At 71.4% G+C, this 26984-nt stretch carries 26 protein-coding genes; 15 read left to right on the top strand and 11 right to left on the bottom strand.

All coding sequences use genetic code 11. The features are described 5' to 3' along the window. The first annotated feature begins 10 nt into the window (after positions 1-10). The 6 genes from CRP56_RS18510 to CRP56_RS18485 all read left to right on the top strand — a co-directional run bounded on the left by CRP56_RS18510 (position 11) and on the right by CRP56_RS18485 (position 7427). Positions 11-1252 carry an amidohydrolase family protein gene (locus tag CRP56_RS18510; protein ID WP_097265455.1) on the top strand — a complete coding sequence of 414 codons (1242 nt, stop codon included), beginning with the start codon at positions 11-13 and terminating at the stop codon, positions 1250-1252. Further along, entirely contained in the window at positions 1249-2166 is a 918-nt protein-coding gene (locus tag CRP56_RS18505) for an LLM class F420-dependent oxidoreductase (RefSeq protein WP_097274207.1), read from the top strand. Before CRP56_RS18510 ends, CRP56_RS18505 begins: the two co-directional genes overlap by 4 nt. A gap of 11 nt (positions 2167-2177) precedes the next feature. Further along, a complete protein-coding gene (locus tag CRP56_RS18500) occupies positions 2178-2948 on the top strand; it encodes an SDR family NAD(P)-dependent oxidoreductase (RefSeq protein WP_097265452.1) in 771 nt (256 codons plus the stop codon). Positions 2949-3050: 102 nt separating this feature from the next. Next, the gene (locus tag CRP56_RS18495; RefSeq protein WP_097265450.1) at positions 3051-4169 is read left to right on the top strand and encodes an LLM class flavin-dependent oxidoreductase; all 1119 of its coding nucleotides are present in this window, start codon (positions 3051-3053) and stop codon (positions 4167-4169) included. 94 nt (positions 4170-4263) lie between these two features. Then, positions 4264-5985 (top strand): N-acyl-D-amino-acid deacylase family protein, encoded by a 1722-nt coding sequence (locus CRP56_RS18490; protein ID WP_097265448.1) that lies wholly within the window; start codon positions 4264-4266, stop codon positions 5983-5985. Beyond that, the gene (locus tag CRP56_RS18485; RefSeq protein ID WP_257040823.1) at positions 5982-7427 is read left to right on the top strand and encodes an aldehyde dehydrogenase family protein; all 1446 of its coding nucleotides are present in this window, start codon (positions 5982-5984) and stop codon (positions 7425-7427) included. The genes CRP56_RS18490 and CRP56_RS18485 overlap by 4 nt, the downstream gene beginning before the upstream one ends. Before the next feature lie 16 nt (positions 7428-7443). On the opposite strand, the gene CRP56_RS18480 is transcribed toward CRP56_RS18485, so the two are convergent. From CRP56_RS18480 to CRP56_RS18450, 7 genes are all read right to left on the bottom strand, one after another. Further along, positions 7444-9054 (bottom strand): FAD-binding oxidoreductase, encoded by a 1611-nt coding sequence (locus tag CRP56_RS18480; protein WP_097265446.1) that lies wholly within the window; start codon positions 9052-9054, stop codon positions 7444-7446. Positions 9055-9159: 105 nt separating this feature from the next. Next, positions 9160-10197: an NAD-dependent epimerase/dehydratase family protein gene (locus tag CRP56_RS18475; RefSeq protein ID WP_097265443.1), complete on the bottom strand. Its 1038-nt coding sequence runs from the start codon at positions 10195-10197 to the stop codon at positions 9160-9162. Then, a complete protein-coding gene (locus CRP56_RS18470) occupies positions 10188-11216 on the bottom strand; it encodes a ScbA/BarX family gamma-butyrolactone biosynthesis protein (RefSeq protein ID WP_257040822.1) in 1029 nt (342 codons plus the stop codon). Before CRP56_RS18470 ends, CRP56_RS18475 begins: the two co-directional genes overlap by 10 nt. A gap of 48 nt (positions 11217-11264) precedes the next feature. After that, a complete protein-coding gene (locus CRP56_RS18465; protein WP_179851053.1) occupies positions 11265-12911 on the bottom strand; it encodes an FAD-dependent monooxygenase in 1647 nt (548 codons plus the stop codon). Then, positions 12908-13579, bottom strand: coding sequence for an HAD family hydrolase (locus CRP56_RS18460; protein ID WP_097265441.1), 672 nt, complete (start codon positions 13577-13579; stop codon positions 12908-12910). The genes CRP56_RS18465 and CRP56_RS18460 overlap by 4 nt, the downstream gene beginning before the upstream one ends. Then, positions 13576-13935 carry a cupin domain-containing protein gene (locus tag CRP56_RS18455; protein WP_079310061.1) on the bottom strand — a complete coding sequence of 120 codons (360 nt, stop codon included), beginning with the start codon at positions 13933-13935 and terminating at the stop codon, positions 13576-13578. The genes CRP56_RS18460 and CRP56_RS18455 overlap by 4 nt, the downstream gene beginning before the upstream one ends. A gap of 25 nt (positions 13936-13960) precedes the next feature. After that, positions 13961-14956, bottom strand: coding sequence for a phosphotriesterase family protein (locus CRP56_RS18450; RefSeq protein ID WP_097265438.1), 996 nt, complete (start codon positions 14954-14956; stop codon positions 13961-13963). A 210-nt stretch (positions 14957-15166) separates the two neighbouring features. Between CRP56_RS18450 and CRP56_RS18445 the strand changes: the two genes are divergently transcribed. Further along, complete coding sequence (locus CRP56_RS18445; protein ID WP_179851052.1) at positions 15167-16033, top strand: SDR family NAD(P)-dependent oxidoreductase; 867 nt, start codon at positions 15167-15169, stop codon at positions 16031-16033. Positions 16034-16044: 11 nt separating this feature from the next. Here CRP56_RS18445 and CRP56_RS18440 read toward each other — a convergent pair whose 3' ends face one another. After that, entirely contained in the window at positions 16045-16896 is an 852-nt protein-coding gene (locus CRP56_RS18440; RefSeq protein ID WP_097265436.1) for a helix-turn-helix transcriptional regulator, read from the bottom strand. A gap of 121 nt (positions 16897-17017) precedes the next feature. On the opposite strand from CRP56_RS18440, the gene CRP56_RS18435 reads away from it, so the two are divergent. The 6 genes from CRP56_RS18435 to CRP56_RS18410 all read left to right on the top strand — a co-directional run bounded on the left by CRP56_RS18435 (position 17018) and on the right by CRP56_RS18410 (position 24550). Further along, positions 17018-18241: a cytochrome P450 gene (locus CRP56_RS18435; RefSeq protein ID WP_097265434.1), complete on the top strand. Its 1224-nt coding sequence runs from the start codon at positions 17018-17020 to the stop codon at positions 18239-18241. 17 nt (positions 18242-18258) lie between these two features. Next, positions 18259-19473: an MFS transporter gene (locus CRP56_RS18430; protein ID WP_097265431.1), complete on the top strand. Its 1215-nt coding sequence runs from the start codon at positions 18259-18261 to the stop codon at positions 19471-19473. A gap of 115 nt (positions 19474-19588) precedes the next feature. Beyond that, positions 19589-20575, top strand: coding sequence for an aldo/keto reductase (locus tag CRP56_RS18425; RefSeq protein WP_218877980.1), 987 nt, complete (start codon positions 19589-19591; stop codon positions 20573-20575). Between the two features lie 40 nt (positions 20576-20615). After that, a complete protein-coding gene (locus CRP56_RS18420; protein WP_097265429.1) occupies positions 20616-21509 on the top strand; it encodes an SDR family NAD(P)-dependent oxidoreductase in 894 nt (297 codons plus the stop codon). A 531-nt stretch (positions 21510-22040) separates the two neighbouring features. Then, the gene (locus CRP56_RS18415; protein ID WP_097265427.1) at positions 22041-24296 is read left to right on the top strand and encodes an MMPL family transporter; all 2256 of its coding nucleotides are present in this window, start codon (positions 22041-22043) and stop codon (positions 24294-24296) included. After that, the gene (locus CRP56_RS18410; protein ID WP_097265425.1) at positions 24293-24550 is read left to right on the top strand and encodes a ferredoxin; all 258 of its coding nucleotides are present in this window, start codon (positions 24293-24295) and stop codon (positions 24548-24550) included. The genes CRP56_RS18415 and CRP56_RS18410 overlap by 4 nt, the downstream gene beginning before the upstream one ends. A 114-nt stretch (positions 24551-24664) precedes the next feature. On the opposite strand, the gene CRP56_RS18405 is transcribed toward CRP56_RS18410, so the two are convergent. Together CRP56_RS18405 and CRP56_RS18400 are read right to left on the bottom strand one after the other, a co-directional pair. Continuing rightward, entirely contained in the window at positions 24665-24799 is a 135-nt protein-coding gene (locus tag CRP56_RS18405) for a hypothetical protein (RefSeq protein WP_257040821.1), read from the bottom strand. A gap of 152 nt (positions 24800-24951) precedes the next feature. Beyond that, positions 24952-25530, bottom strand: coding sequence for a TetR/AcrR family transcriptional regulator (locus tag CRP56_RS18400; RefSeq protein WP_097265423.1), 579 nt, complete (start codon positions 25528-25530; stop codon positions 24952-24954). A 108-nt stretch (positions 25531-25638) separates the two neighbouring features. Between CRP56_RS18400 and CRP56_RS18395 the strand changes: the two genes are divergently transcribed. Together CRP56_RS18395 and CRP56_RS18390 are read left to right on the top strand one after the other, a co-directional pair. Next, the gene (locus CRP56_RS18395; protein WP_097265421.1) at positions 25639-26085 is read left to right on the top strand and encodes a DUF1772 domain-containing protein; all 447 of its coding nucleotides are present in this window, start codon (positions 25639-25641) and stop codon (positions 26083-26085) included. 41 nt (positions 26086-26126) lie between these two features. Then, a complete protein-coding gene (locus CRP56_RS18390; RefSeq protein WP_097265419.1) occupies positions 26127-26549 on the top strand; it encodes a DUF4267 domain-containing protein in 423 nt (140 codons plus the stop codon). 19 nt (positions 26550-26568) lie between these two features. Here CRP56_RS18390 and CRP56_RS18385 read toward each other — a convergent pair whose 3' ends face one another. Next, entirely contained in the window at positions 26569-26961 is a 393-nt protein-coding gene (locus CRP56_RS18385; protein WP_097265417.1) for a nitroreductase family deazaflavin-dependent oxidoreductase, read from the bottom strand. Positions 26962-26984: the final 23 nt, after the last annotated feature.

Below are 26984 nucleotides of genomic sequence, written 5' to 3'. Positions count from 1 at the left end.
CGTGGCCCCCATGGAGACCGCCACCGGAACCACCTTCCCGTTGATCATCTCCGTCGACGACCACACCGTTGAGCCCGCCGACGTCTGGCAGAACCGGCTTCCGAAGAAGTACCTGGACGTCGGCCCCCGCGTGGTCCGCGCCCCGCTGAAGGAAATGACCTTCCTGGGCGGCCGGTTCAAGCCCGTCATGGGCACCCCCGGCCAGACCGACGGCCCGGTCGGCGACTGGTGGGTGTACGAGGACCTGCACCGCCCGCTCACCCGCCTCGACACCGCCGTCGGCTACAGCAGGGACGAGATCAAGCTGGAGATCATCACCTACGAGCAGATGCGGCAGGGGTCGTACGACGTCCCGTCCCGGCTCGCCGACATGGACGTCAACCACGTCCAGTCCGCCCTGTGCTTCCCCACCTTCCCGCGCTTCTGCGGCCAGACCTTCACCGAGGCCGCCGACCACGAGCTGGGGCTGCTGTGCATCCAGGCCTACAACGACTGGATGGTGGAGGAGTGGTGCGGGCCCGAGGCGCGGGGGCGGCTGATACCGCTGACGCTCATCCCGCTCTGGGACGCCTCGCTCGCGGCGGCCGAAGTGCGGCGCAACGCCGCCCGTGGCGTCCGCGCCGTCGCCTTCTCCGAGATACCCCCGCACCTCGGCCTGCCCTCCGTGCACACCGACGCCTGGGACCCGTTCCTCGCCGCGTGCGACGAGACCGGCACCGTCATCGCCATGCACATCGGCTCCTCCAGCCGGATGCCCTCCACCTCCGCCGACGCCCCGCCCGCCGTCGGCTCCACCATCACCTTCGCCAACTGCTGCTTCTCGATGGTCGACTGGCTGATGAGCGGCAAGTTCGAGCGTTTCCCGAACCTGAAGGTGATGTACGCGGAAGGGCAGATCGGCTGGATCCCCTACATCCTCGAACGCGCCGACGTCGTCTGGGAGGAGAACCGCGGCTGGGGCGGGGTCGCCGACAAGGTCCACCGGCCGCCGTCCGAACTCTTCGCCGACCACGTCTACGGCTGCTTCTTCGACGACGCCTTCGGCCTCCGGAACCTCGACGCGATCGGCCTCGCCAACGTCCTCTACGAGACCGACTACCCCCACTCCGACTCCACCTGGCCCAAGTCGCGGGAGGTCGGCGAGGCCCAGATGGGCCACCTGGACCCGGCCGCGATCGAACGCATCGTCCGCGGCAACGCCATCGACCTGCTCGGGCTCACCCCCGACGGACTGTGGGACGGCCCGCGGTGATCGAGTACGGAACCCAGCTGCCGGTACAGTCCCAGAGCACGATCTACACCGAGCCCTGGGAGGCCGGGGCGGGCCCGGAGGATCTCGTCGCCGTGGCCCGGGCCGCGGAGAGCGCCGGGTTCGCGTACATCGCGAGCTGCGACCACGTCGCCATCCCGCGCCGGCTCGCCTCCGCGATGAGCACGGTCTGGTACGACCCCGTCGCCACCCTCGCCCACCTCGCCGCCGTGACCGAGCGCATCCGGCTGCTGAGTCATGTCGCCGTCGTCGGGCTGCGGCATCCGCTGCTCAGTGCCAAGCAGTACGCCACCCTCGACCATCTCAGCGGCGGGCGGCTGATTCTCGGGGTCGGGGCCGGGCACGTGGCCGAGGAGTTCGAGGTGCTGGGGCTGGACTTCCGGCAGCGAGGCGCGCTGCTCGACGAGTGCGTGGACGCGCTGCGGGTCGCGCTGGGGCCCGAGGAGTTCCCCGAGCATCACGGGAAGTTCTACGACTTCCAGGGGCTGGGGCAGCGGCCACGCCCCGCCCAGTCGCGCGTACCCCTCTGGGTCGGCGGGTCCTCGCCGGCCGCCGTCCGGCGGGCCGCGCTCAAGGGGGACGGCTGGCTGCCGCAGGGGGATCCGCGGGACCGGCTGCCCGCGCAGATCGCCGAGCTGACGCGGATGCGTGAGGAGGCGGGCATCGAGACGCCGCTGACCGTCGGCGCCATCGTCGAGCCTCTCTACGTTGGGCGGCCTGGGTGGGACGTCGGGCGGCGCACTCTCACCGGCCCTCCGGACGCGCTCGCCGAGTCCCTGCGGGCCTATCGCGCGATGGGCGTGCACCAGATCCAGGTGCGGTTCCGCAGCCGCGGCCGTACCGAACTCACCGACCAGATGGCGGCCTTCGGGACCGAAGTGGCGCCCCACCTCTGAGGAGATGCCGGATGGGCAAGCTGGACGGACGCGTCGTCATCGTCACCGGCGCGGCACGCGGACAGGGGGAGCAGGAGGCGCGGCTGTTCCGGGAGGAGGGGGCGGAGGTCGTCCTCGCCGATGTGCTCGATGAGCAAGGGGTGGCGCTCGCGCGGGACATCGGGGCGCGGTACGTCCATCTCGACGTCGGCGACGAGGAGCAGTGGCGGGACGCCGTGGGCGTCGTCAAGAACGCCTTCGGCCGCGTCGACGGCCTCGTCAACAACGCCGGCATCCTGCGCTTCAACTCCCTCGTCGACACGCCCCTCGACGAGTTCATGCAGGTCGTGCGGGTCAACCAGGTCGGCTGCTTCCTCGGCATCAAGACCGTCGCGCCGGTCATGGAGGACGGTGGCACCATCGTCAACACCGCCTCCTACACGGGTGTGACCGGCATGGCCGCCGTCGGCAGCTACGCCGCCAGCAAGCACGCCGTCCTCGGCCTCACCCGGGTCGCCGCCCTGGAACTCGCCGACCGGGGCATCCGCGTCAACGCCCTGTGCCCCGGTGCCATCGACACCGCCATGTCCAACCCGGCCCAACTGGACCCGGGGGCCGACGTGGAGGGGATGAGTCGGGCGCTCGACCAGCTGTACCGCAAGCTCGTGCCGCTCGGGCGGATCGGCCGGCCGGAGGAGGTGGCGCGGCTCGCGCTGTTCCTGACGTGCGAGGACTCGTCGTACATCACCGGGCAGCCGTTCGTGATCGACGGCGGGTGGCTGGCGGGGGTCAGTGTCGTCTGACTGGGCGTCAGGTATTGGGCGGCCAGGTATTGACCTTTCTGACGGTACGTCAGAAAGTCGTAGCACTCAGCAGACCCACCTGTCTTGGGATGGTGAACCGCCGTGGAATTCGGGCTCTTTGTACAGGGATACGTGGGCAAACGCGCCCAGACCGATCCGCTCGCCGAGCACAAGGCGCTGATGGAGGAGACCGAGTACGTCATCCAGGCGGACAAGTCCGGCTTCAAGTACGCCTGGGCCTCCGAGCACCACTTCCTGGAGGAGTACTCGCATCTGTCGGCCAACGACGTGTTCCTGGGGTATTTGGCGCACGCCACGGATCGCATCCACCTCGGCTCCGGGATCTTCAACCCTCTCGCCCAGGTCAACCACCCCGTGAAGGTCGCCGAGAAGGTCGCCATGCTCGACCATCTCTCCGAAGGGCGCTTCGAGTTCGGGTCCGGGCGCGGGGCCGGGTCGCACGAGATCCTCGGGTTCATACCGGGGGTGACCGACATGAACTACACCAAGGAGATCTGGGAAGAGACCATCGCCGAGTTCCCCAAGATGTGGCTCCAGGACGAGTACGTCGGCTTCCAGGGCAAGCACTGGCAGCTGCCGCCGCGCAAGGTCCTGCCGAAGCCGTACGGGAAGTCGCACCCGGCGATGTGGTACGCGGCCGGGTCGCCGCCGTCGTACGCCATGGCGGCGAAGAAGGGCCTCGGGGTGCTGGGGTTCAGCATCCAGAAGGTGTCCGACATGGAGTGGGTGCTGGAGCAGTACAAGAACTCCGTCGTGAACGCCGAGCCGGTCGGGGACTTCGTCAACGACAACGTGATGGTGACGACGACCGCGATCTGTGCGCCTACGCATGACGAGGCGATCTCCATCGCCGTGAACGGCGGGCTGCATTACCTGCCGTCGCTCGTCTTCCGGTACCACGACACCTTCCCGCGGCCCGAGGGGTTCCCGGTGTGGCCCGAGACGCTGCCCGAGTACACGCCCGAGTTCGTGGAGCTGTTGATCGAGGAGGAGTTGCTGATCTGCGGGGATCCGGACGAGGTGCTCACGCAGTGCAAGCGGTGGGAGCAGGCCGGGGCGGATCAGTTGAGCTTCGGGTTGCCGGTGGGGGTGCCGAAGGAGGAGACGTTGCAGACGATTCGGTTGATCGGGGAGCGCGTGATTCCGAAGATCGACACGGATCCGGTGCATCGGACGTCCCGGTTCCGGGCTGCCTCTTGATCGCCGTTGCGGGGTGCGGGTGCGTTGTGGCTGGTCGCGCAGTTCCCCGCGCCCCTAAAAGCCTTCCGCCCACCCGGAGTTGAAGGGGGCCCTCATGCTCGATCACCTCATCAAAAGGGCGACCGTTGTCGATGGCACCGGTGCGCCCGCCTTCACCGCCGACGTCGGTATTCGTGACGGGCGTGTCGCCGTCGTCGGGAGCGTCACCGAAGAGGCGCGTACCAGTGAGGACGCTCATGGCCTCGTCCTCGCCCCCGGGTTCGTCGACCCCCATACCCACTACGACGCCCAGCTCTTCTGGGACCCGTACGCCACGCCCTCCCTCAACCACGGGGTCACCACCGTCGCCGCCGGGAACTGTGGGTTCACGTTGGCTCCCTTGCGGTCGGTGGACGCCGACTACACGCGGCGCATGATGTCCAAGGTCGAGGGCATGTCGCTGGTCGCGTTGGAGGAGGGGGCGCCCTGGAGTTGGGAGTCGTTCGGGGAGTATCTCGATGCTCTCGAAGGGCGGATCGCTGTCAACGCCGGGTTCATGGTGGGGCATTGTGCGCTGCGGCGGTATGTGATGGGGGCGGAGGCCATCGGCGGGCAGCCCAGTGACGAGCAACTCGGCGCCATGCTGCGGCTGTTCCATGAGGCCATGGACGCGGGGGCTTGGGGGCTGTCCACCACCCAGTCGACCACCCATTCCGATGGGGACGGGAAGCCCGTCGCCTCCCGGCATGCCCTTCCCGCCGAACTCGTCGCGCTGTCCAAGGCCGTCGGCGAGCACGAAGGGACGCAGATCGAGGCCATCGTCGCCGGGTGTCTCGACCAGTTCAGCGACGCCGAGATCGAGTTGTTCGTGGAGATGAGCGCGGTGGCGGGGCGGCCGCTCAACTGGAACGTGCTCACCATCGACGCCGGCGTTCCCGAACGCGTCCCGCGTCAGCTGTTCGCGAGCGAGCAGGCGCGCAAGGCCGGCGGGCGGATCGTCGCCCTCACCATGCCGATCCTCACGCCGATGAACATGTCCCTGGGCACCTTCTGCGCGCTCAACCTCATCCCCGGCTGGGGACCGATCCTCGGCCTGCCCGTGCCCGAGCGGATCGAGAAGCTCCGCGACCCGGACGTACGGGCCGGGATGCTGGAGCGCGCCCAGTCCAAGGAGGCGGGTGTCTTCCGGCGGCTCGCGAACTTCGGGCGGTACGTCATCGGCGACACCTACAGCGAGGCGAACCGTGGGCTCAGCGGCCGGGTCGTGCGGGACATCGCCGAGGAGCGGGGGCAGGACCCGTTCCAGTGTCTGGTCGAGATCTGCGCCGCCGACGACCTCCGTACCGTCCTGTGGCCCATGCCCACCGACAACGACCCCGCCTCCTGGGCGCTGCGCGCCGAGACCTGGCAGCACGAGGACGTGCTGCTCGGCGGCTCGGACGCGGGGGCGCATCTGGACCGGATGTGCGGGGCGCCGTACACCACCCGGTTCCTCGGGGACTGTCTGCGCGGGCGGAAGCTCGCCACCCTGGAGCAGGCGGTGAAGATGCTGACCGACGACCCGGCGCGGCTGTTCGGGCTGCGCGAGCGGGGGCAGGTACGGGAGGGCTGGCATGCCGACCTGGTGCTCTTCGACCCGGAGCGGATCGGCGCGGGCACGGCCACCCTGGTGCACGACCTGCCGGGTGACAGTCCGCGGCTGGACTCCAAGGCGCTCGGGGTACGGGCCGTGTGGGTCAACGGGGTCGAGGCGATCCGCGACGACGCGGTGAGCGGGGCCGTGCCCGGGAAGGTGCTGCGCTCGGGGCGGGACACCCGGACGGTGAGCACCCGGTGAGGGAGCGGCTGTTCATCGGGGGTGAGTGGAGTGAGCCGGACGGCGGGCATTACGCCGTGGTCGATCCGGCCACCGAGGAGACCGTCGGGTGGGCGCCGGAGGCCTCGCGGGATCAGGTGCACGCGGCCTGCGCCGCGGCCCGCGAGGCCTTCGGGTCATGGTCGCGTACGGCGCCCGAGGAGCGGGCGGCGATCCTCGCCCGGGCGGCCGACGTGATCGCCGGCCGCTTCGTGCCGTACGCCGAACTCGCCCAGGCGGAGACCGGCGCGACGACCGGCACCGCGCGGGCGATGCAGGTCGGCGTCGGGGTCGCCCGGCTGCGGCGGTACGCGCGCGTGGAGAGCGCCGAGTGGGCGATCCCGCCGCAGATCAACGAGGCCGGGCCGATGGGGAAGGCCGGGGTGATGGGCGCGCTGGCCGTACGGCAGCCGGTCGGGGTGGTCACCTGCATCACCTCGTACAACAACCCGTGGGCCAACCCGGCCGGCAAGATCGCCCCCGCCCTCGCGATGGGCAACACCGTCGTCGTGAAGCCCGCCCCGCAGGACCCCCTGTCCGTCTACCGGATGGCGGAGGCGCTGGAGGCGGCCGGGCTGCCGCGGGGCGTGCTCAGCGTGGTCTCCGGGCGCTCGGTCGACGTCGGTGAGGCCGCCGTGGACTCCCCGGACGTCGACATGGTCTCCTTCACCGGCTCCACGGCGGTCGGACAGCGCATCGCCGAGGTGTGCGGGCGCGGCATGAAACGGCAGCTGATGGAGCTGGGAGGGAAAGGCGCGGCCGTCGTCTTCGATGACGCCGACATCGGCTCGGCCGTGGCCGGGATCGGCACCACCTTCTCCTTCTACAGCGGGCAGATCTGTACCGCGCCGACGCGCGTACTGGCCCAACGGGGGGTGTACGAGCGGCTGGTGGAGGGGCTGGCCGGTTACGCCGGGCGGCTGAGGGTCGGGGACCCGCGGGAGGCGGACACGGTCGTGGGGCCGGTGATCTCCGCCCCGCACCGGGAGCGTGTGGAGTCGTACGTGGAGTTGGGCCGCAAGGAAGGGGCCACGGTCGTCGTGGGCGGTGAACGGCCGTCGTACGAGCGTGGGTTCTACGTCGCCCCGACCCTCCTCGCGGACTGCACCCACACGATGCGGGTCGCCCGCGAGGAGATCTTCGGGCCGGTCGTGACCGTCGTCCCCTTCGACGACGAGGAGGAGGGCATCGCCCTCGCCAACGACTCCGACTACGGCCTCATCGACTACGTCTGGTCCGGCGACGTCGCCCGCGCCTTCCGGGTCGCCCGGCGGCTGCGGGCGGGCGGGGTCGGCGTGAACACCGTCGGGCGGAACATGGAGGCGCCGTTCGGCGGGTTCAAGAAGAGCGGCGTGGGCCGGGACGTCGGGTCGTACGCGCTGCACGCCTACAGCGAGGTGCAGGCGATCGTCTGGCCCGGGTGAGCGGTCCTCCTTCGCCCTACGGGAGTCGTATCGACTGGGAGTGGCGGAAGAAGTCCGTCGGGTCCCAGCGGGCCTTGACCTGCTGGAGGCGGGTGTAGTTCGCCCGCCAGTACAGGGTGTGCCAGGGCACGCCCGAGGTGTTCCAGGCGGGGTCCGAGAGGTCGGGGTCGGGGTCGTTGATGTAGCAGCCGCCGGTCAGGTCGTTCGGGACGGGGACGCCGCCGGTGTCCTGGAACGACTCCCGGTACAGGTCCCGGAGCCAGGCGAGGTGCTTGTCGTCCTCGCGCCGGTCGATCCAGAAGTTCTCGTACAGGGCGATCAGGGCCGCGTCCCGGTGCGGGATCGCCGTGGCGCCGGGGGCGGTGTCGTTCGTGCGGCCGCCGCCGCCGTTGAGGGAGATGACGGCGTTCGGGTTCGAATAGTCCGTGCGGGTCAAGTGGCGGTACATGACGGCCAGTTGGGCGTCGGTGAAACTCCCCTTCAGCCACGCCGTCTTCACCGCGCTGCGCAGCGTGTGGTCGTACAGCAGGACCGGGCTGCTGGTGCCGAGCAGCTTCGTCGAGGCCAGCCACGGGACGCGGCGGGACGGGAAGGAGGCGGCGAGGCCGGTGCCGGCGGTGAGGGCCGCGGCGTAGTCGGCGAGCAGCCGGTCGGCGTCCGGGTCCGTGCCGTCGACCTGGGTGAACAGGGCGACGCCGCCGGTCGCGCCCTGGCGCATCAGCAGATAGCCGGAGAGGGAGATGAAGGGGGAGGAGGTCGAGCCGTTGTCCACGTGCCAGGTGCTGAAGTTGCGGACCAGGCGGGCCATCGACGGGGCGTCCAGCCGGCTCCACGGGATCTCCGTCAGGCTGACCAGCACCTCGCGGGGCGGGGCGGGCAGTTGGAGGCCCGGTGCGGTTCCGGTCGCGCCGGGGGAGCGGAACCAGTAGCGGGTGATGACGCCGAAGCTCCCGCCGCCGCCACCCGCGGTGGCCCACCACAGGTCGCGGTGCGGGTCCGAGGGCGCGCGCGAGGCGACGACCGTACGCACCCTCCCCGAGGCGTCGACCACCACCATCTCCACGGCCTCGATGTGATCGGCCACCAGCCCGAACCGCCGCGTCAGCGGGCCGAACCCGCCGCCGCTCGCATGACCGCCGATCCCCACGGTCAGGCATGCGCCGCCCGGGATCGTCACCCCCCACTCCTTGTACAACGCCTCGTAGATCTGCCCCAGTTGGGCCCCGGCGCCGATGGCGAAGGCGCTGCGGGCGGGGTCGTAGGCGATCCCGTTCAGCGCGGACGTGTCGATGATGACGTCGGTGTCGGGGTGGTGGACGAAGTCGGCGTAGCAGTGGCCGCCGCTGCGCACCGACACGCGCTTCTTGGCGCGCACGGCCTCCGTCACCGCCTGCACCACCTGCTCCGTGGAGGCGACGAGGCGGATGGCTTCGGGCGTGGCCGCCCACCGCTTGTTCACGCCGGTGGCGAGCTCCGCGTACCGCGCGTCACCGAGGACGACGGACACGGTGGGTGCGGTGGGCGCCGCGCTCGCGTCGGTCGCGGCGAGGACGCCCTCGGCGACGGCCAGGGCGGACACCCCGGTCATCAGGGCCCGTCTGCTGATCTCGCTGCTGGATCTGGGCATGGCTGGGTCGCTCTCCTCGCAGGGTGGGAAGTCAGGCCGGGGCCCGGGCGGTCGGGGGACGTGACCGCCCGGGCCCCGGGGTTTGTGGTGGGGCGTAAGTCCGGTTCAGGGGACCGTGGCGTGGTGGGTGCGGTACCAGTCGGCCTGGTCTCGTAGCGTGCGTTCCAACGGGCGGAACTCCACGCCGAGTTCGCGTTCGGCGCGGGCGGAGGTCACCCGGCGGCGGTCGCCCTCCAGCAGGGCCCGCACGCCCTCCCGGGTGGCGGTCGGCGTAGCGCCGCGCAGCCGGCCGCCGGTCTCCAGTACGGCGGCCATCAGCAGCGCCAGCCGGGCCGGCACCTCGCGCGGGGGCGTCACGCCGAGGGCACGCGCCGCGATCCGGCAGACCTCCGGGAGCGGGACCCAGTCGCCGGCCACGATGTAACGGCGGGCGTGCTCGCCCTTGGCTGCGGCCCGGACACAGGCGTCCGCCACGTCACGGGCGTCCACCACATGGTTGCCCGCCCGGGGGACACCGCCCAGCCGCCCCTCGGCCACCGAGGCGAACAGCCGCCCGGCGGAGGTCGGCCCGGCGTCGCCCGGCCCCCACATCCAGCCCGGCAGCACGATCGGCACCCGCACCCCGCGCTCGGTGCCGAAGGCACGGACCGCCTCCTCCGAGCGCAGCTTGCTCGCGTAGTAGCCGTTGGCGCGGGTGCCGCGCCCCTCCGGGGTGTCCTCGTCCGAGGGCCGGCCGTCGGGGCGGGTGCCGAGCGTGCCGATGGAGCTGGTGTGCACCACGACCGGCACCCCGGCCGCGGCCGCCGCGTCGAGCAGCCCGGTGACGGCGTCGACGTTCGTGGCCGTCAGCAGCGCCGGGTCGTGCCCTCCCGGGGCGTAGTACTCCCGGAAGTACGCGGCCGTGTGGATCACCGCCGTGTGCCCCGGGAGGGACGGGGCGATGCCGCCCGGATCGCGTACGTCGCCCTGGAGGACGGTGAGTTGGTCGTGCCCGGGGAGCAGGGCGCGGGCCCGCTCCGGGTCCCGGACCAGCGCCGTCACCGCGCTGCCGCCGTCGAGCAGCTGCCGTACGACATGGCCCCCGAGCAGACCGGTGGCACCGGTGACGAGCACCCGCTGCAACGGCGGACCGGTCACGTCCATTGCACCACCTCCAGCCGGATCGTCGTCGTCACCGCCCCTTCCTGCCGGACGTCGATCACCACGGGCACGGCGAGTGTGCGCAGGTCGTCCTGGCGGCGGAACCCCTGCACGGTGGCCCGCAGTTCGGTCACCTGGTCCAGTTCCGCGTAGTCGGTGAACTCCGTCTCGATCGCGGAGATGGTCAGCGTCTGCGGGGACAGCCCGTGCAGCTGGGCCACGGCGGCGATCGCGAGCTGGCGGGCCGCCTCCATCTGGAGATGCCCGGGGACGTGGTCGAGCGGGTGGTCGAACATGTGCGGGTGGCTGGCGTCGAGGACCAGCTGCGCCGACACCCGGGCCTCGCCCGCCACCACCGGAGCGGTGATCACGACGTTGCGGGCCTCGCTGCGGCCCACGGCGGACGGCGCCGCCGGGGTGAAGCGCGGCAGCGCGAGGTCGGTCGCCGCGATGCGGCGCTTCGCCCGCAGGGTGCGGTAGGCGCGCTGGGACACGATCAGCAGGGCCCCGTTGCCGGCCATCGCCACATGGCCGTCCAGGGCGACGTTCCCGCTGAAGGTGAACCCCTGGACACGTCCGGCCTTGTTGCGCCGGGGATGGACGGTCATCGTGACGAGGACGTGCGCGGGCGTCGCCCCGATCCGCAGCTGGGTCAGGCCCACCGTACGGAGGTTGAGGCTGCGGAAGATGAACGCGGAGCCCAGTTCCACGTCCAGGTGCTCGTGGGCCACCAGGACGCCGGCCTGCCGGACCACCTCGATGAGCAGGGTGTAGTCGTACATCGGCGCGTTCTCGCCGATGAGGTGGCCGCGGGGCAGCTGGGCGGCGACGAGGAAGGTCTCCTCGCCGATCGCCGCGGAGTCGGTGACGAACACCTCGGCGACGGAGGTGCGGTGCACCAGTGTGCGGGAGACGGTGGCGTCGTAGCGCAGCCGGGCGGCGGCCTCGGCGACGGGGTCCGACGGGGAGTCGGGCTTGTCTTCTGTCTCGAGATCGGTTGGCTGGGTCTCGGGCATGGTCATGATCGGCTGGGGGTCCTTTCCGACCTGGAGTGGGTGTCGGTCCACGGATCAGGCCGCCTCGGCGGAGCCGGCCCGCTGCGAGGGCAGCCGGTCGAGCAGTTCGAGGACGCCCGGGATGCCGGCCCGGGCCCCGACCGTCCCGTCGGGGCGTACGTAGGCGAGCCAGGGTGTGCCGTCCTCCTTGCCGAACCCGGGGCCGGACACGCGTGCGGTGTCGCAGCGGGCATCGGCGGCGCCGCCGGCGCGCCCGGCCCCGGAGCTGTCGCCCGCAGGCCTGACCCAGAGCACGTCCGTGATGTCGTCCACACCACGCCCCCGCAGCGCGGCCACGGCCCGGACGGCCATGTCGCCGGCGGCCTGGTCCCCGTACGCGAGAACCGTGTGCCGTCCGGCCGTCAGGTACTGGTGGAGCGAGTCGGCCTTCGTGCCGTTCAGCGGGATCAACGCGGTGTCCGGGACGCGCCGCCCCAGTTTCACGCCGCGGGGCACGGCCGCGGCGCCCGACAGGTCGGCGACGGCGGGGCTGGCGGAGTGGTCGAGGTCGAGCTGGGCGAGCTGCGGCAGCATCTGCTTCTCCAGCAGGCCCCGCCGGGAGAACGACTGCATGGTGGCGTCCCGCATGGCCCGGGCCATGGGGTTGCGCAGCAGCCACATCCGGGTCTGCTGGTCGGCGTTGCGCACCGCCTGCACGGAGGCCGGGCGGCGCTCCGGCTCATAGCTGTCGAGCAGCTCGGGAGCGGCGCCGCGCAGCACGGAGGCGAGCTTCCAGCCGATGTCGTAGCCGTCCTGGACCCCGGTGTTGAGGCCCTGGCCGCCCGCGGGGCTGTGCGCGTGGGCGGCGTCCCCGGCGATGAAGACCGGGCCCGCGCGGAACGCGGGGGCGACCTTGGCGTGCACCTGGAACCGGTTGGACCACCAGGTCTCGCGCAGCCGCAGCCCGCCGGGCCCGCGCTCGTCCAGCAGGGCTTGCAGCTCCTCATCGGACGGCGGCCGGGTGTTGCCGTCGGCCGCGATGTCGAAGAAGACCCGGTGCCCGCCGTCCGGCAGCGGGACGAGGACCAGCACGCCCTCGGGGGTGATGTGGTACTGCGCCTCGTCCTCGGGCGCGGGCCCCTCCAGCCTGCCGTCGCCCAGCAGGAACACCCGGTCGTAGGTGTGCCCCTCGAAGGGGATGCCGACGGCGTCCCGGACCCGGCTGTGGGTGCCGTCCGCGCCGATCACATAGCGGTACGTCCCGCGCTCCACCCGGCCCTGCACGGTCCGCAGCGCCACCGTGACCTTGTCGCCGGCGACGGTGAGCCCCACGGCCTCCGTCTCCCACTCGACCTCGCCGCCCAGCGCGTGCAGCCGCTCGTACAGGGCGGCCTCGGTGACGGGCTGCGGGGCGCACAGCGGATGGCGGAAGGCGGTGCCGTCGAGGCCGCCGAAGCGCATGCCGCCGACCTGCTTCTTCCGCGACCAGTAGGTGGCGCGGGCGAGCGGCAGCGCCGCCTCGACGATGGGCCCGGCGGCACCGACGCGGCTCAGGCACTCCAGCGCGCCGCTCCACAGCACCAGCGCCTTGGGCGAGCCGCCCGGCCCGTCGCGCCGGTCGACGATCCGGCACGGCACGCCCAGCCCCAGCAGGGTGCAGGCGGCGGTCAGCCCGGTGGGGCCCGCGCCGACGATCAGGATGTCCTCGGACATGGCGGTCATGGTGAAGTCCCTTCGGAGTCCGGTGCGTTGCCTTCCAGGTGGGTGAGCACCTCGCGTACGGCGGTCTCCGTGTCCGTGAACAGCACGGAAGGGATGCCGAGTTCGCGGGCGGCGGCGCAGTTCTCCTCGGTGTCGTCGACGAACAGGCACTGGTGCGGTGCGACGTCGAGCCGCTCCAGCAGAATCCGGTAGATCTTGGGGTCCGGCTTGCGCACGCCCTCCTTGTGCGAGTCGACGACGACCTCGAAGAGCTCGTCGACGGGGAGCTGGGCGCGCCAGCGCGGCTCCCACTCGCGGACGTTGTTGGTGAGCAGCGCGAGCCGCTTGCCGCTCGCGCGCAGTTCGCGCAGGAAGTCGACGAAGGGCTGGTTGGGGCGCCGGCCGCGGAACCACAGCTCCCCGAACTCGTGGTCGTCCAGGATCTTCTCGGACCCGGGCGGCAGTTCGGCGAGGATGCGCTCGGCCATCTGGCGTTCGCTGATCGCGCCGATCTCCAGGGCGGCCATGGGGGTCTCGCCGTGCTTCTCGGTGGCGGCGAGGAACGCCTCGGCGAGGGCGGTGGTGTCGAGGCCGGCGAGGGCGGCGAACTCGCAGAAGGTCTCGGCCAGCGGGTTGGTGAGCACGCCGCCGTAGTCGACGACGACGACCTCGACGCCTTCGCCGCTCATGACGCCTCCGGTTCCGCCGCGCTCGCCGGGCCGCTCTCCCACTGCAGCCCGACCATGATCAGTTCGGTGTCGCCGATGTTGTGCATCTGGTGGCACAGGGGTTCGTCCGCCGGGTTGAACAGGACGACGCCGTCCGGGAGTTCACCTTCGCGCAGAACCTCGCCCTCGGGGCCGAGGGAGCGGACCTTGGCGCCGCTGAGGACCACGGTCGCCCACGGTTTGCGGTGGGTGTGCAGGGGGCGGGTGCCGCCCGGCGGGACCTGCTCGACCCAGGCCTTCACCCAGGGGGTGTCCAGGCACAGGGGTGCGCCGAGTTCTTCCCAGGGGCCTTGCGCGGTGACGGGACTGTGGGTCACGACATGCCTCCTTGCAAGGTCGGTGTCAGTAGGGGGCGTTGGCGGCGAAGAAGCGGCGCGGATTGTCGACGAGCATGGTGCGCAGGTCCTCGTCGCTCACCCCGGCCTTGCGCAGCGCGGGCAGGACGTCGTCGTGGATGTGCGTGTAGTCCCAGGAGGGGGCGACGAGTTCGCGCTGGTCGGTGGTGAGGTAGTCCAGGAAGCACGGGCAGTCGTGGGAGAGGACGAGCTGCGAGGCGTACCCCAGGCGGACCAGTTGGGCGACGGTCTCCACGCGCTGCTCCAGCGGGGCGATGAACTCCATGCCGAAGCGGTCCATGCCGAGGAACGAGCCGGCGTCGAGCAGTTCGCGCAGATAGCCGAGGTCGTCGCTGTCGCCGGAGTGCCCGATGACGACCCGGCTGAGGTCGACGCCCTCCTCGCGGAACACCTTCTGCTGCAACAGGCCGTTGCGCACCAGGGCGTTGCTGTGGGTCTGGATCGGCGCACCGGTCTCGCGGTGGGCCTGGGCGGTGGCGCGCAGGACGCGTTCCACACCCTCCGGTAACTGCTCGGTCTCGGTGGCGCACTTGAGGACGGCGGCCTTGACGCCGGTGTCGCCGATGCCCTCGGTGATGTCGCGCACGAACAGCTCGACCATCGGGTCGGGGCCCTCGAAGACCCGGCCGGGGCCGCGGAAGGCGAAGTACATGGGCTCGTCGTTGTAGGTGTAGACGCCGGTCGCCACGACGATGTTGAGCGCCACGCGCTCGGCCACCTTCTTGATACGGGGCAGGTAGCGGCCCTGGCCGAGGACGGTGAGGTCGACGATGGTCTCGACCCCGCGCTCGGCGGCCGCGTTCAGCTTCGCGACGGCGTTGTCGATCTGGTCCTGCTCATTCCAGAGCTGAGGATTGTTCTCCTGTATTTCGGTACTGAGGACAAAGACGTGCTCATGCATCAATGTGACGCCGAGCCGGTCCAGCGGAATGCCGCCTTTAGCGGTCTCGACTATGACGGGTTCAATGGAATTTGCTGCCATTATCGCCTCCCCTGGGCGTGGCTTTCACTCCTGCAGCAACAATCCACACCCGGCGGTCGCGTTGTCAACGAATACTTGGCCTGACGGTGGTGCCGTTGGCACTAGTGGTTTCAGTAATCTTGTCCGGCGGCCGTGCGCGGGGGAGTGTGAGGATCGGAGAAAACCGATTGTGCGAATGCGCGTGAGGATTCGGCCGTGAAGGAGCAGGACGTGACCAGCACCGAACGGGTCGCTCTGGTGACCGGCAGCACGAGCGGTCTCGGGGAGGCGACCGCACGACTTCTGGCGGAGGAGGGCTGGCACGTGGTGGTGCACGGCCGTGATCCGCGCAAGGTGGCCAAGACCCTCGCCGGGGTGCGGGCGGCGGGCCGGGGCCAGGGCAGCTCCCTGGTCGCCGATCTGTCGCGGCGCGAGGGGGTGCACGCGCTGGCCGACGAGGTGCTGGCCACGTACGGCCGGCTGGACGCCCTGATCAACAACGCGGGCGTGGCCACGCCCAACCGCAGCGCCCGCACCCGCCGGGTCACGGCCGACGGGCTGCAACTGGAGTGGCAGGTCAACTTCCTCGCCCCGTTCGCCCTGACCCTGCGTCTGTCGGGTCTGCTCGCCCGCTCCGCGCCCGCCCTGGTCGTCAACGTCAGCTCCGTCGCCCAGGGGTGGGGGCAACTGCGCTGGGACGATCTCCAGATGGCGGGGCGCTGGGACCGTATGGCCGCGTACGCGCAGTCCAAGCTGGCGCTGACCGCCTTCACCAACGAGTACGCGCAGCGCCTGCGGGCCGACGGGGTGCGGGCCAACAGTCTCCATCCGGGCATGTGCGCCACGAAGATGGTGCGCAGTACGTTCGTGCTGGCCCCGCATCGGACGGGGTACGGCGCCCGCAACATCGTCCGGCTGGTCACCGATCCGGGGCTGGAGAACGCCAGCGGCGTCTACTTCCACGAGCGGCGGCGCATCGAACCGAACCCGTTCGCACAGGACGTGGTGGGCCGGCGGCGGTTGTGGGAGGTGGCCCTCGACCAGTCGGGCGTCATCGGCCGACCGGACGAGGTCCCCGCGGGGCTGCTGACCGCGTGAAGGCCGTCAGGTCAGTCGACGAGCGTGCGCAGCCGGCGGGCCGTCTCCGAGCCCGGGGTCGCGAAGTGGGAGACGATGCTGAGCCCGCGACCGCCCTCCACCGACAGCTTCACGTAGTTGAGCTCCAGCTCTCCCACGACCGGGTGCCGGAAGCGGCGGACGGAGGGGGAGAACGCCTGGACGTCGTGCGAGGTCCACCACTCGCTGAACAGCTCGCTGGACTTCTGCAGGCTGCTGACCACCTCGATGAAGCGCGGACTGCCCAGTTCGTGCGCCGACTCGGCCCGCAGCAGCGCCACCAGCCAGCGCGCCTCGCGCTCCCAGTCGGGCAGCAGCTCGCGGGCCTCGGGGGCGTTGAACATGAGCCACAGCGCGTTGCGTTCGTGGACCGGCAGATGCTCGAAGCCGCCCATGAGCGCCGCCTCCGCGCGGTTCCACGCGACCACGTCGAAGCACCGGGTGATCACATAGGCGGGGTTCGGGTCGAGCAGGTCGAGGAAGGTCTGGATCTCGGGTCCGGCGACCTGCTCACCGCCGGCGGCCGCGGTGTCCGGCGGCACCTCTCCGGCGAGCCGGAACAGATGGCTGCGCTCCACGGCGTCCAGCGTCAGGGCCCGCGCGATCCCGCCGAGGACCTGCCGCGAGACGTTGATGTCCCGCCCCTGCTCCAGCCAGGTGTACCAGGTGAGGCTCACGCCCGAGAGCTGGGCGACCTCCTCCCTGCGCAGCCCCTGAATTCGGCGACGGCTCACCTCGTTTCCGGAATTAATCAGTCCACTCTGTTTCGGGTCCGCTTTCCTGCGCCGGGACCTCAGGAAGTCCCCGAGTTCCTTCCGGCTCTGTTCGTCCTTCAAATTTCCCATTAGAGCCCCCGTGGGATCGGATTGTGGTGCGGAAACCACTAGCAGTGACTCTACTCTCCCTCATCCCGGAATCGTGCTCAATCATGAAGGGGAGTCAGTGAGTACACAGAAAGGACACCTCATGGAAATGGACGCCGACGAGCTGCTCGCCCAGCTCTTCCTCACGCCCGAGGGCCTGCGCGAACCCTATGCGCTGTATGAGCGGGTCAGGGATCTGACCCCAGTACATCGCACGGCGCTCGGCCACTGGGTGGTCACGGGTTACGACGACGTGAACACTTTCCTGCGCAGCCAGCACGCGCTCAAGGACCCGTACCGGGTCTTCGCGCCCTGGGTCGGCAAGGACGAGTGGCAGGAGCACGCCGCCCTGCGCCGGCTGCCGAACATCATGCTCTGGGCCAACCCGCCGGACCACACCCGGCTGCGCAAGCTGGCCGGCTTCGCCTTCACCAACCGGGCCGTGCAGGCCATGCGCCCGCAGATCACCGCCATGGTCGAGGGCCTCGCCGACAAGCTCGAACACGACGGCGTCATCGACTACATGAAGGACTTCGCCTTCCCGCTCCCGGCGATGGCCACCGGCCGCATGCTCGGCATCCCCGACGCCGACCTGCCCTCGCTCCAGGAACCCATGCGGGCCTTCCAGGACATCTACGAACTCGGCCTGACCCCCGACGACCTGGCCGCCTGCGACAAGGGCGCGCAGTTCACCGACGACTACTTCAGCGACCTCGTCGAGGAGCGCCGCAAGAACCCCGGCGACGACCTGCTGTCCGCCCTGATCGCCGCCAAGGACGGCGCCGACCAGCTCAGCCAGGGCGAACTGATCGGCATGTGCAACCTGTTGTTCGGCGCCGGCTTCGAGACCACCACCAACCTCCTCGGCAACGGCATGCTCGCCCTGCTGCGCCACCCCGACCAGATGGACCGGCTGCGCGCCCAGCCCGAGCTGATCCCGAACGCCGTGGAGGAGATGCTCCGCTACGACAGCCCCACCCAGCTCGGCAACCGGGTCACCGACTCGCCCGTCGAGATCGCCGGCACCGTGATCCCCGAGGGCTCCTCCGTGGTCGCCCTGGTCGGCGCCGCCCACCGCGACCCCCGCCGCTTCCCCGACCCCGACCGCTTCGACGTGGGCCGCGGCGACGCCCCGGTGCTGTCGTTCAGCTCCGGCATCCACTACTGCCTGGGCGCCTCCCTGGCCCGCATGGAGGCCCAGATCGCGTTCTCCACCCTGCTGCGCCGCTTCCCCGGGCTGCACTGCCCGGGCGGCGCGGACGCGGTCGTCTTCCGGCCCCGGCTGACCCTGCGCGGCGTGGAGTCCCTGCCGCTCGCGACCGGTTGACGGCACGGACGCCTCCCATGGCCTCGTCCGTACGCCCCGACTCACCCCGGCGGCACGCCGCCGCCCCCGTCCCCCGCGCCCCGGTCCGGCTGCTCGCCCTCGCCAGCGGCCTCACCGTCGGCAACCTCTACCTCGCCCTGCCGCTCCTGGACACCATCGCCGCCGACCTCGACCGCTCGCATCTCGCCGCGAGCCTGCTGGTGGTGGCGACGCAGGCCGCGTACGCGCTCGGCCTGGTCCTCGTCGTCCCGCTGGGCGACCTCCTCGACCGGCGCCGGCTCATCCTCACGCTCCTCTCCGCGGAGACGGCCGCGCTGATGCTCGCCGCCACCGCACCGGGCATCGGCGTCCTCTACGCGGCGGCCGCCCTGATCGGCCTCGCCTCGGTCGCGGTGATGGTGATGGTGCCGTTCGCCGCGTCCCTGGCCCCCGAGGACCAACGCGGCCGGGTGGTCGCCGCCGTGATGAGCGGGGTCCTCGTCGGCTCGCTGCTGATCCGCTTCCTGTCCGGCGTCATCGGCGACCACACCGGCTGGCGGCCCGTGTACTACGGCGCCGCGACCTGCGCCGGCCTCCTGGTGCTGGTCCTGCGCGGCCGGCTGCCGCGGGCCGGCGCCGCCCCGCCCACCGCGACCGGCCTCGGCTACGGGGCGCTGCTGCGCTCCCTGCCCGGCTTGGTCGCCGCCCACCGCACGCTGCGCCGCCGCACCCTGTACGGCGCCCTGTGCTTCGCCGCGTTCACCGCGTTCTGGACCCCGCTGCCGTTCCTGCTCGCCGGACCCGAGTACGGGTACGGCGCCGGCGCGGTGGGGCTGCTCAGCCTGGTCGGCATCGGCGGGGTCGCCGCCGCGGGGCTGGCCGGCCGGGCGACCGACCGCGGCCGCGGCACGCCCCTCACCGGAATCCTGCTCGCCGGGGTGTGCCTGTCCTTTCTCCCGGCCGCCCTCGGGAAAACGTCCCTGACATTTCTCGTCCTCGCCACATTCACCCTGGACTTCGCGGTCCAGGGCGCGCACATCGCCAATCAGGGGGCGATCTACCAGGTTCCTCCGGAAATTCGTGGCCGAGTTACGTCGGTCTACATGACCGGATATTTTCTGGGCGGCGCCGCGGGAGCCTCGGGAGCCGCTCTCGCCTATTCCGCCTCGGGCTGGACCGCGGTGTGCGTGCTGGGTGCCGCACTGTCCGGTGCAGCCGCCCTGACCTGGCTCTTTCATCTGGTCAGGCGCTGACGGGCCAGCTGGTGGCGGTACTGCTATTAGTTTTTCCACCATTGTGCCCGCGCGTTCTCGCTCATACGCTGAAAAGCCGGGAATTCGGCTTCCTCGGAGACGACTGGAGTAGCAAATGGATGTGCCGCGTCGCGAACTCGCGAAGGGCCTCGAAGTGTCCGCACTCGGGCTCGGCTGCATGGGAATGGCCGAATTCTACGGCGACCGGAACGACCCGGAATCCGTCGCCACGATCCACCGCGCCGTGGAACTCGGCGTCGACTTCATCGACACCGCCGACATGTACGGCGACGGGGTGTCCGAACAGATCGTCGGCAAGGCGCTGCGCGCCGGCGGACTGCGGGACAAGGTCGTCCTGGCCACCAAGGGCGGCATGATCCGCACCCCGACTGGCGTGGAGCTCGACGGCTCACCGGCCCACCTCCACAAGGCGATCGACGCGAGCCTGGCCCGCCTCGGCACGGACCACGTCGACCTGTACTACCTGCACCGCATCGACCCGCGGGTGCCGGTCGAGGAGTCGGTGGGCGCGCTGTCGGAGATCGTGCGGGCCGGCAAGGCACGCTTCATCGGCCTCTCCGAGGCCGGCGCCGAGACCGTCCGCCGGGCCCACGCGGTCCACCCCGTCTCCGTCCTCCAGACCGAGTACTCGCTGGCCAGCCGTGGCGTGGAGGACAAGATCCTGCCCACCTGCCGGGAGCTCGGCATCGGCTTCGTCGCCTGGGGCCCGCTCAGCCGGGGGCTGCTAGGCGGCCAGATCCTCACCGACGAGGACCTGGCCAACGACGACCTGCGCCGCTTCCTGCCGCGCTTCGAGCCGGACAACCTCGCCGTCAACGGCGCGATCGTCGCCCGGCTCGGCGAGATCGCCCTGGAGAAGGGGTGCAGCACCGCCCAGCTGGCGCTGGCCTGGCTGCTCGCCCAGGGCGTCGTCCCCATCCCCGGCAGCCAGACCCGCCGCGACTTCGAGGAGAACACCGCGGCCCTGCACGTCGACCTCACCCCGGCCGACCTCGCCCGCATCGAGACGGTCGCGCCGCCCGGCGCGTTCGCGGGCGAGCGGTTCCCGGCCGGCCTGATGCACCTGGTGGAGGACGAGTGAACGCCCCCACCCGCACCCCCTCACGAACCCGGAGGCACTCATGAGCCCCACCTCGTCCGCCCCCGTCGCCCTCGTCACCGGCGCCGCCGGTGGTCTCGGCAGCGCGACGATCAAGAAGCTCTCGGACGCCGGCTGGCAGGTGATCGCCGCCGTACGCACCCCGGAGGCGCTCAGCGCACTGCCCCTCGGTCTCGCCGCGGTCACCCCCGTCGTCCTCGACGTCACCGACCCCGACTCGATCCAGGCGGCCGCGACCACCGTGGCCCCCGTCCTCGCCGACCACGGCCTCGACGCGCTGGTCAACAACGCCGGCGTCATCGTGCAGGGCCCCGTGGAACTCGTACCGCCGCACGCGCTGCGCCGCCAGTTCGAGATCAACGTGCTCGGCCAGATCGCCGTCACCCAGGCGTTCCTGCCCGCACTGCGCCGGGCGGGCGGCCGGGTGGTCAACGTCGGCGCGGTGACCGCGCGGACCGCCGTGCCGTTCTTCGGCCCGGTCGCCGCGTCCAAGGCGGCCCTCGCCTCCCTCAACGACACCCTCCGCCTGGAACTGAAGTTCCTCGGCGTGGACGTCGTCCTCGTCGAACCCGGCGCGCTGGAGACGGAGATCTTCCACAAGGCGGACAAGGCCGCCGCCGACGACGGCTGGGCCGGCGACACCGAGGCACGGCAGCGCTATGTGAAGGCCCTCGGCGACGCCCAGGCGGCCGCCGCGAAGCAGAAGGCCACGCCGGTGGAGAAGGCGGCCGGGACCCTGACGAAGGCGATCACCACCCGCCGCCCGGCCACCCGCTACCTGATCGGCCAGGACGCCCGCGCCCTGTCGTTCCTGCGCATCCTGCCCGACCGCTTCCGCGACGGACTGCTGCTGCGCACCCTCGGCCTGAGCCGCGCGAGCTACCCGAAGCCGGCGGAGTCGGCCCACGCCCGCTGACGGACACCACGGTGGCTCCCGGGTACTCCGCAGGTGTGGGTGAGCGACACCACGGAGGGGGCTGGGCGCCGGTGGCTCCCGGGTACTCCGCCGGTGTGGGTGAGCGATACACCGGAGGGGTTGGGCGCCGGTAACTGCCGGGCACTCCGTCGGCATGGGTGAGCGACACCACGGAGGGGGCTGGGCGCCGGTGGCTCCCGGGCACTCCGCCGATGTCGGCGAGCGACACCCCAGAGAGGCCGGACACCGGTAACTCCTGGGCACCCCGCCGATGTCGGCGAGCGACACCCGCCCGGGCTCAGCCCGAACCGCCGCCGCACCCACCGTCGGCCCCGAGCTCAGCCCGAACCGCCGTCGCCCCCACCGTCGGCGCCAAGCCACCAGCCCCACCACCGCCGCCAAGCCGCCACCCGCACCGCGCCCCAAGCCCCACCACCGCCGCCAAGCCACCACCCGCACCGCGCCCCAAGCCCCACGCCCCGCTGCCCACCCCCGCCCCACACCGCGTCACTCCCGGAGGGACCCACCACCATGTTCGAGCGTCTGGCCAGGCTGACCACGGCGCGGCCACGTCTCATCCTGTTCCTGGCGCTGCTCTTCGCCGCGGGCTCCGTCGTCCTCGGCGGCGGGGTGGCCGACCGGCTCCAGGGCGGCGGCACCACCGACCCCGCCGCCGAGTCCTCGCAGGCCGCCCGTCTCCTCGACCAGGAGTTCGCCGCGGGCCGTCCCAATCTGGCGCTGCTCGTGAAGGCGGACGCCGGCGTCGACGACCCGGCGGTGACCGCGGAGGCCGAGCGGCTGACCAAGCGGCTGGCCGCCGAGCACGACGTCCAGGGCGTGACCTCGTACTGGCAGGCCAAGTCCCCGGCGCTGCGCAGCGAGAACGGCCGCTACGGCCTCGTGGTCGCCCGCGTCACCGGCACCGAGACCGAGGCCGACGACACCCTCAAGGCCCTCGCCCCGCACTACCGCGGCAGCCACGGCCCGGTCGACGTCTCCATCGGCGGCGCCGCCCAGATCCGCGCCGAGGTGCAGGACACCAGCCGGGAGGACCTGGCCCGCGCCGAGGTCATCGCGCTGCCGCTGACCCTGTTGATCCTGGTCCTGGTGTTCCGCAGCGCGGTCGCCGCCCTGCTGCCCGTGATCATCGGCCTGATCGCCATCGTGGGCACCAACGCGAGCCTGCGCGTGATCACCGGCTTCGCCGACGTGTCCGTCTTCGCGCTCAACCTGACCACCGCGCTGGGCCTGGGACTCGCCGTGGACTACGGCCTGTTCATCGTCCGCCGCTACCGCGAGGAACTGCACGGCGGGGCCCCGCCCCAGGCCGCCGTACGCACCACGCTCGGCACCGCCGGCCGCACGGTCGCCTTCTCGGCGCTCACCGTCGCCGTGGCGCTCTCGGCGATGCTCCTGTTCCCCATGTACTACCTGCGCTCCTTCGCCTACGCCGGCATCTCGGTGGTCCTGATCGCCGCCGCGGCGGCGCTCATCGTCCTGCCCGCCCTGCTGCTGGTCCTGGGCAAGCGGATCGACGCGCTCGACCTGACCCGGATCTTCCGCCGCCGCTCGGCCGAGGGCACCGCACCGGACGCCTCGGGCCGCCGCTGGCGGCGGATCGGAGAGGCCGTGGTGAAGCGCCCGGTCGTCTTCGCCGTCACCGCGGTCGCGTTCCTCGTCGCGCTCGGCGCCCCCTTCCTCGGCGTGACCTTCGGCAACATCGACGACCGCCAACTCCCCAAGGACGCCGAGGCGCACCAGGTCCACCAGGTGATCCGCGATGACTTCTCGTCCCGCCCCACCGGCGAACTCGACGTGGTGGCACAGGGGGTGGACGGCAAGAGCCGCGCCACGGACATCGCGTCCTACGCGACCACCCTGTCCCGCCTCGACGGGGTCGTACGGGTCAACTCCTCGGCCGGCACCTACGCCGAGGGCCACCTGGTGCAGCAGCCGGGCCCGGCCAACGCCCGCTACACCACGACCGGAGCCTCCTACCTGGCCGTCGAGCCGTCCCTGGAGGACGTCTCCCCGGAGAGCCAGGACCTGGTCCGCGCGATCCGTGACGTGCCGTCCCCGTTCCCCGTCCTGGTGGGCGGCGGCGCGGCCGAACTCGTCGACACCCAGGACACGTTGGCCGACCGGCTGCCGTACGCGCTGCTCGCGATGGTCGGCGTCACGATGGTCCTGCTGTTCCTGATGACGGGCAGCGTGGTGGTCCCGCTGAAGGCGGTGGTCCTCAACGTCCTCAGCCTGTCCGCCACGTTCGGCGCCCTGGTCTGGGTCTTCCAGGACGGCCATCTCAGCGGCTTGCTCGGCGACTTCACGGTCACCGGCTTCATCCCGGCCACCCTGCCCGTGCTGATGTTCTGCGTCGCCTTCGGACTCTCCATGGACTACGAGGTGTTCGTCCTGTCCCGGATCAAGGAGGAGTACGACCGCACCGGCGACACCACCCGCGCCATCGTCTTCGGCCTCCAGCGCAGCGGCGGCGTCGTCACCGCGGCCGCGGCCGTCCTGTCGGTCGTACTGGTGGCCATCGGCACGTCCCAGATCACCAACATGAAGATGCTCGGCCTGGGCCTCGCGCTGGCCGTCCTGATGGACGCGATCGTGGTCCGCGGTGTCCTGGTGCCGTCGGTGATGCAGCTGCTGGGCCGCGCCAACTGGTGGGCGCCCGGCCCGCTGCGGCGCCTGCACGGCCGCTTCGGCATCAGCGAGGGCGGCCCGTCCGAGACCGTGGTGACCGTACCGAGCCCGAAGCCGAAGACGGGAGAGCGGGTATGACAACGGAACAGACGGATCAGACGGAACAGCCCGACCACTGGACCATCGAGATCGACTCCGAGGTCTGCGTCGGCTCGGGCCTGTGCGCGGGCAGTGCCGCGAGGGCTTTCACCCTCGACACCGCCGGCCGCGCGACGGCCCCGGCGTCCCCCGTCCCGGCCGACGACGACCTCCTCGAAGCCGCCGAGAACTGCCCTGCGGCGGCCATCACGCTCCGCACGGCGGAGGAGGGCAAGGAGATCTTCGCGCCCTGAACCCCCACAGGGACGCGAACCTCCTGCCCGATCACCGATGCCCGGACCGCCCCTGGTCCGGGCATCGGCATGCCCGCAGCCGGCATCGGGCGGTCAGACGAGGACCTCGCGCTCCTACCCTTGCTGTCGGTCCAGCAGATCGACGAGCGAGCGGGCGCCCGCCTTCCCCAGCGACAGGCTGACGTACTCCGGCTTCGGCTCGGGCATCCCGCCGGTGACGACGAAGGTGCCCCGGCCGCGCTCGGCCATGCCCGGCGAGCCCGATCCCCGGCCCCGCCCCGATGACCATCCCTGACGTCATGCAAGCCCCCTCGTCCTGATCCCGACCTGACCTCCGCGAAGTCGACTCCGGCCGGGGGGAGGGCTTGTTGCCGTGGGCGATGGCCGCCTGGGAGGGCCGGTCAGAGCACGGCGAGCCGGTCGACCAGCAGCTCCACCCGCCGCTCGGTGTCCTCCGGCGGCAGCCTCCGCGTGCGGGTCAGGGTCGCGATCCCGTGCAGGGACGCCCAGAACAGCTCGGTGAACAGCCCCGGTTCGACCCCGTCCCCGGCGACCTCCGCGAGGGTCTCCAGCAGCGCGGCGAAGGCGTCCTTCAGCGGCTCCGGGGTGTCCTCCTGCGCGTAGGGCAGACCGCCGTCGAGCTGGAACAGGGCGTCGTAGACCGCGGGGTTGCGCTCGGCGAAGTCGAGGTAGCCGCGGGCGAGGGCGGTGACCCGGGCGCGCGGGCCGTCCGCGGCGGCGGTCGCGGCCCTTATGGCGACGGCCATGTCGGTGGCGCCCTGGAGGGCGACGGCACCGATGATCTCCCGTTTGCCGCGGAAGTGGCTGTAGAGGACGGGCTGGCTGTACTCGATGCGCTCGGCGAGCCGGCGGGTGGTGACCGCGTCCCAGCCCTGCTGCTCGGCGAGTTCCCTGGCTGTCGCCACGATGAGGCGCTCACGCTCCGCCCGCTCGCGCTGCTTGCGTTCCTGTACCGACATGATTCGATCCTAGCACCGCTAGACAATCGAGCGGCAGTAGGTCTAGCGTTGCCTCAACAGCTAGCAACGCTAGATTCCAGCTTCGGGCTTCCAGCTCAGGGGGTAGTCATGCTCAGCACACTCGAGGTCGTCACAGTCGTGGTCGTCGGCGTCATGGTGGGGGTGGAGTTCGCCGTCGCCTTCGTCATGAACCCGATCCTCAACGCGCTCCCGGACGAGAGCGCTCAGCTCGGTCACGCCCACGGGGGCCGGATGCTCGGGGCGGTGATGCCGGTCTGGTACATCGGCTCGGTCGCCCTGGTGGCGGCCTGGGCCGTCGCGGGATGGGACGACCACGGCACCGGCCTGGTCGTCGGCGCGGGAGCCCTGCTGATCCTCAGCGTGATCATGTCGATCCTGCTGCTGGTCCCGATCAACAACCGCAACAAGACGTGGACCCCGGAGAACCGCCCCGCCGACTGGAAGCAGCAGCTCAACCGCTGGCTGCGCTTTCACTACGTCCGCGTCGCGGTCATCATCACCGCCTTCGCCCTGCTGGCCGCGGCCCTCGTCTGAACCGCCCCCGACACCCAAGAACAAGGACAAGGAGAAGAACCATGTCACTGAAGAAGATCAACACCGTCGTGGCCGCCGCCTTCATCCTCTTCATCCTCTGGTTCGGGACGGGGTTCGTCCTGGACCCGGAGACGTCGGTGCAGGGCTTCGGGCTGCCGCACCCGGCGTCCGGCGACGGCGGGGGCTTCCTGATAGTGAAGGGGATCCGGGACGTCGTCCTGGCCCTGGTCCTCGCCGTCCTGCTGCTGACGGGCCACCGCCGGGCGCTGGGCTGGGCGCTGCTGGTGGAGTCCCTCGCCGCGTACGGCGACATGACCACCGTGCTGGCCCACCACGGCTCCGTGGCCACCGCGCTCGGCGTCCACTGCCTGACCGCGACCCTGATGGCGGCCAGCGGCCTGCTGTTCCTGCACGAGACCCGCAGGGCCGCGGCGCCCGCGGCGCCCGCCCCGCAGCCGGCCTGACAGGGGGCGCCGGGGTGCGTCAGTCGGTGAGATCCACCCGCACGGTCAACAACCCCGCCCCCATGGCCCGTACCCCCACACTGTTCACCCGGGGCAGGCCGCGCAGCCGCGCGATCGGGTCGTCGTCGGGCAGCAGATGGGCGACGCCGTGGTGCCAGCGCCCGCGCAGCCGGACCCGCACCCGGGGGTCGGCCTTGATGTTCCGGACGTACTGCGACCGTTCCCCGAACTCCGACACCAGCCAGAACGAGTCCCCGACCCGCCGCCCCCCGAGCGGGGTGCGGCGGGGCAGCCCGGAGGTGCGGCCGGTGGTCTCCAGGAGGGTCTGGGTCGGCAGCCGGCGCATGACGGCGTTGAACCGGCGCTGGAAGGCGGCGACGATCCGATACTTGCGTTCGTTGTGGTGGGGCATGGTTACCAAGTCTCGTGGAGGGG

Origin of the sequence: Streptomyces sp. TLI_55 (assembly GCF_900206255.1) — a bacterium.
Lineage (GTDB): Bacteria > Actinomycetota > Actinomycetes > Streptomycetales > Streptomycetaceae > Streptomyces > Streptomyces aquilus.
Note: the sequence above shows the minus strand (reverse complement) of the source record. Positions and strands in the feature narration are given on the sequence as shown.

Bases quoted from the DNA above. Each gene is read 5' to 3' on its own strand.
- CRP56_RS18510 (WP_097265455.1), top strand. From the start codon at position 11: ATGGAGACCGCCACCGGAACCACCTTCCCGTTGATCATCTCCGTCGAC.
- CRP56_RS18500 (WP_097265452.1), top strand. From the start codon at position 2,178: ATGGGCAAGCTGGACGGACGCGTCGTCATCGTCACCGGCGCGGCACGC.
- CRP56_RS18490 (WP_097265448.1), top strand. From the start codon at position 4,264: ATGCTCGATCACCTCATCAAAAGGGCGACCGTTGTCGATGGCACCGGT.
- CRP56_RS18480 (WP_097265446.1), bottom strand. From the start codon at position 9,054: ATGCCCAGATCCAGCAGCGAGATCAGCAGACGGGCCCTGATGACCGGG.
- CRP56_RS18475 (WP_097265443.1), bottom strand. From the start codon at position 10,197: ATGGACGTGACCGGTCCGCCGTTGCAGCGGGTGCTCGTCACCGGTGCC.
- CRP56_RS18470 (WP_257040822.1), bottom strand. From the start codon at position 11,216: ATGACCATGCCCGAGACCCAGCCAACCGATCTCGAGACAGAAGACAAG.
- CRP56_RS18465 (WP_179851053.1), bottom strand. From the start codon at position 12,911: ATGACCGCCATGTCCGAGGACATCCTGATCGTCGGCGCGGGCCCCACC.
- CRP56_RS18460 (WP_097265441.1), bottom strand. From the start codon at position 13,579: ATGAGCGGCGAAGGCGTCGAGGTCGTCGTCGTCGACTACGGCGGCGTG.
- CRP56_RS18450 (WP_097265438.1), bottom strand. From the start codon at position 14,956: ATGGCAGCAAATTCCATTGAACCCGTCATAGTCGAGACCGCTAAAGGC.
- CRP56_RS18440 (WP_097265436.1), bottom strand. From the start codon at position 16,896: ATGGGAAATTTGAAGGACGAACAGAGCCGGAAGGAACTCGGGGACTTC.
- CRP56_RS18435 (WP_097265434.1), top strand. From the start codon at position 17,018: ATGGAAATGGACGCCGACGAGCTGCTCGCCCAGCTCTTCCTCACGCCC.
- CRP56_RS18430 (WP_097265431.1), top strand. From the start codon at position 18,259: ATGGCCTCGTCCGTACGCCCCGACTCACCCCGGCGGCACGCCGCCGCC.
- CRP56_RS18425 (WP_218877980.1), top strand. From the start codon at position 19,589: ATGGATGTGCCGCGTCGCGAACTCGCGAAGGGCCTCGAAGTGTCCGCA.
- CRP56_RS18420 (WP_097265429.1), top strand. From the start codon at position 20,616: ATGAGCCCCACCTCGTCCGCCCCCGTCGCCCTCGTCACCGGCGCCGCC.
- CRP56_RS18415 (WP_097265427.1), top strand. From the start codon at position 22,041: ATGTTCGAGCGTCTGGCCAGGCTGACCACGGCGCGGCCACGTCTCATC.
- CRP56_RS18410 (WP_097265425.1), top strand. From the start codon at position 24,293: ATGACAACGGAACAGACGGATCAGACGGAACAGCCCGACCACTGGACC.
- CRP56_RS18405 (WP_257040821.1), bottom strand. From the start codon at position 24,799: ATGGCCGAGCGCGGCCGGGGCACCTTCGTCGTCACCGGCGGGATGCCC.
- CRP56_RS18400 (WP_097265423.1), bottom strand. From the start codon at position 25,530: ATGTCGGTACAGGAACGCAAGCAGCGCGAGCGGGCGGAGCGTGAGCGC.
- CRP56_RS18395 (WP_097265421.1), top strand. From the start codon at position 25,639: ATGCTCAGCACACTCGAGGTCGTCACAGTCGTGGTCGTCGGCGTCATG.
- CRP56_RS18390 (WP_097265419.1), top strand. From the start codon at position 26,127: ATGTCACTGAAGAAGATCAACACCGTCGTGGCCGCCGCCTTCATCCTC.
- CRP56_RS18385 (WP_097265417.1), bottom strand. From the start codon at position 26,961: ATGCCCCACCACAACGAACGCAAGTATCGGATCGTCGCCGCCTTCCAG.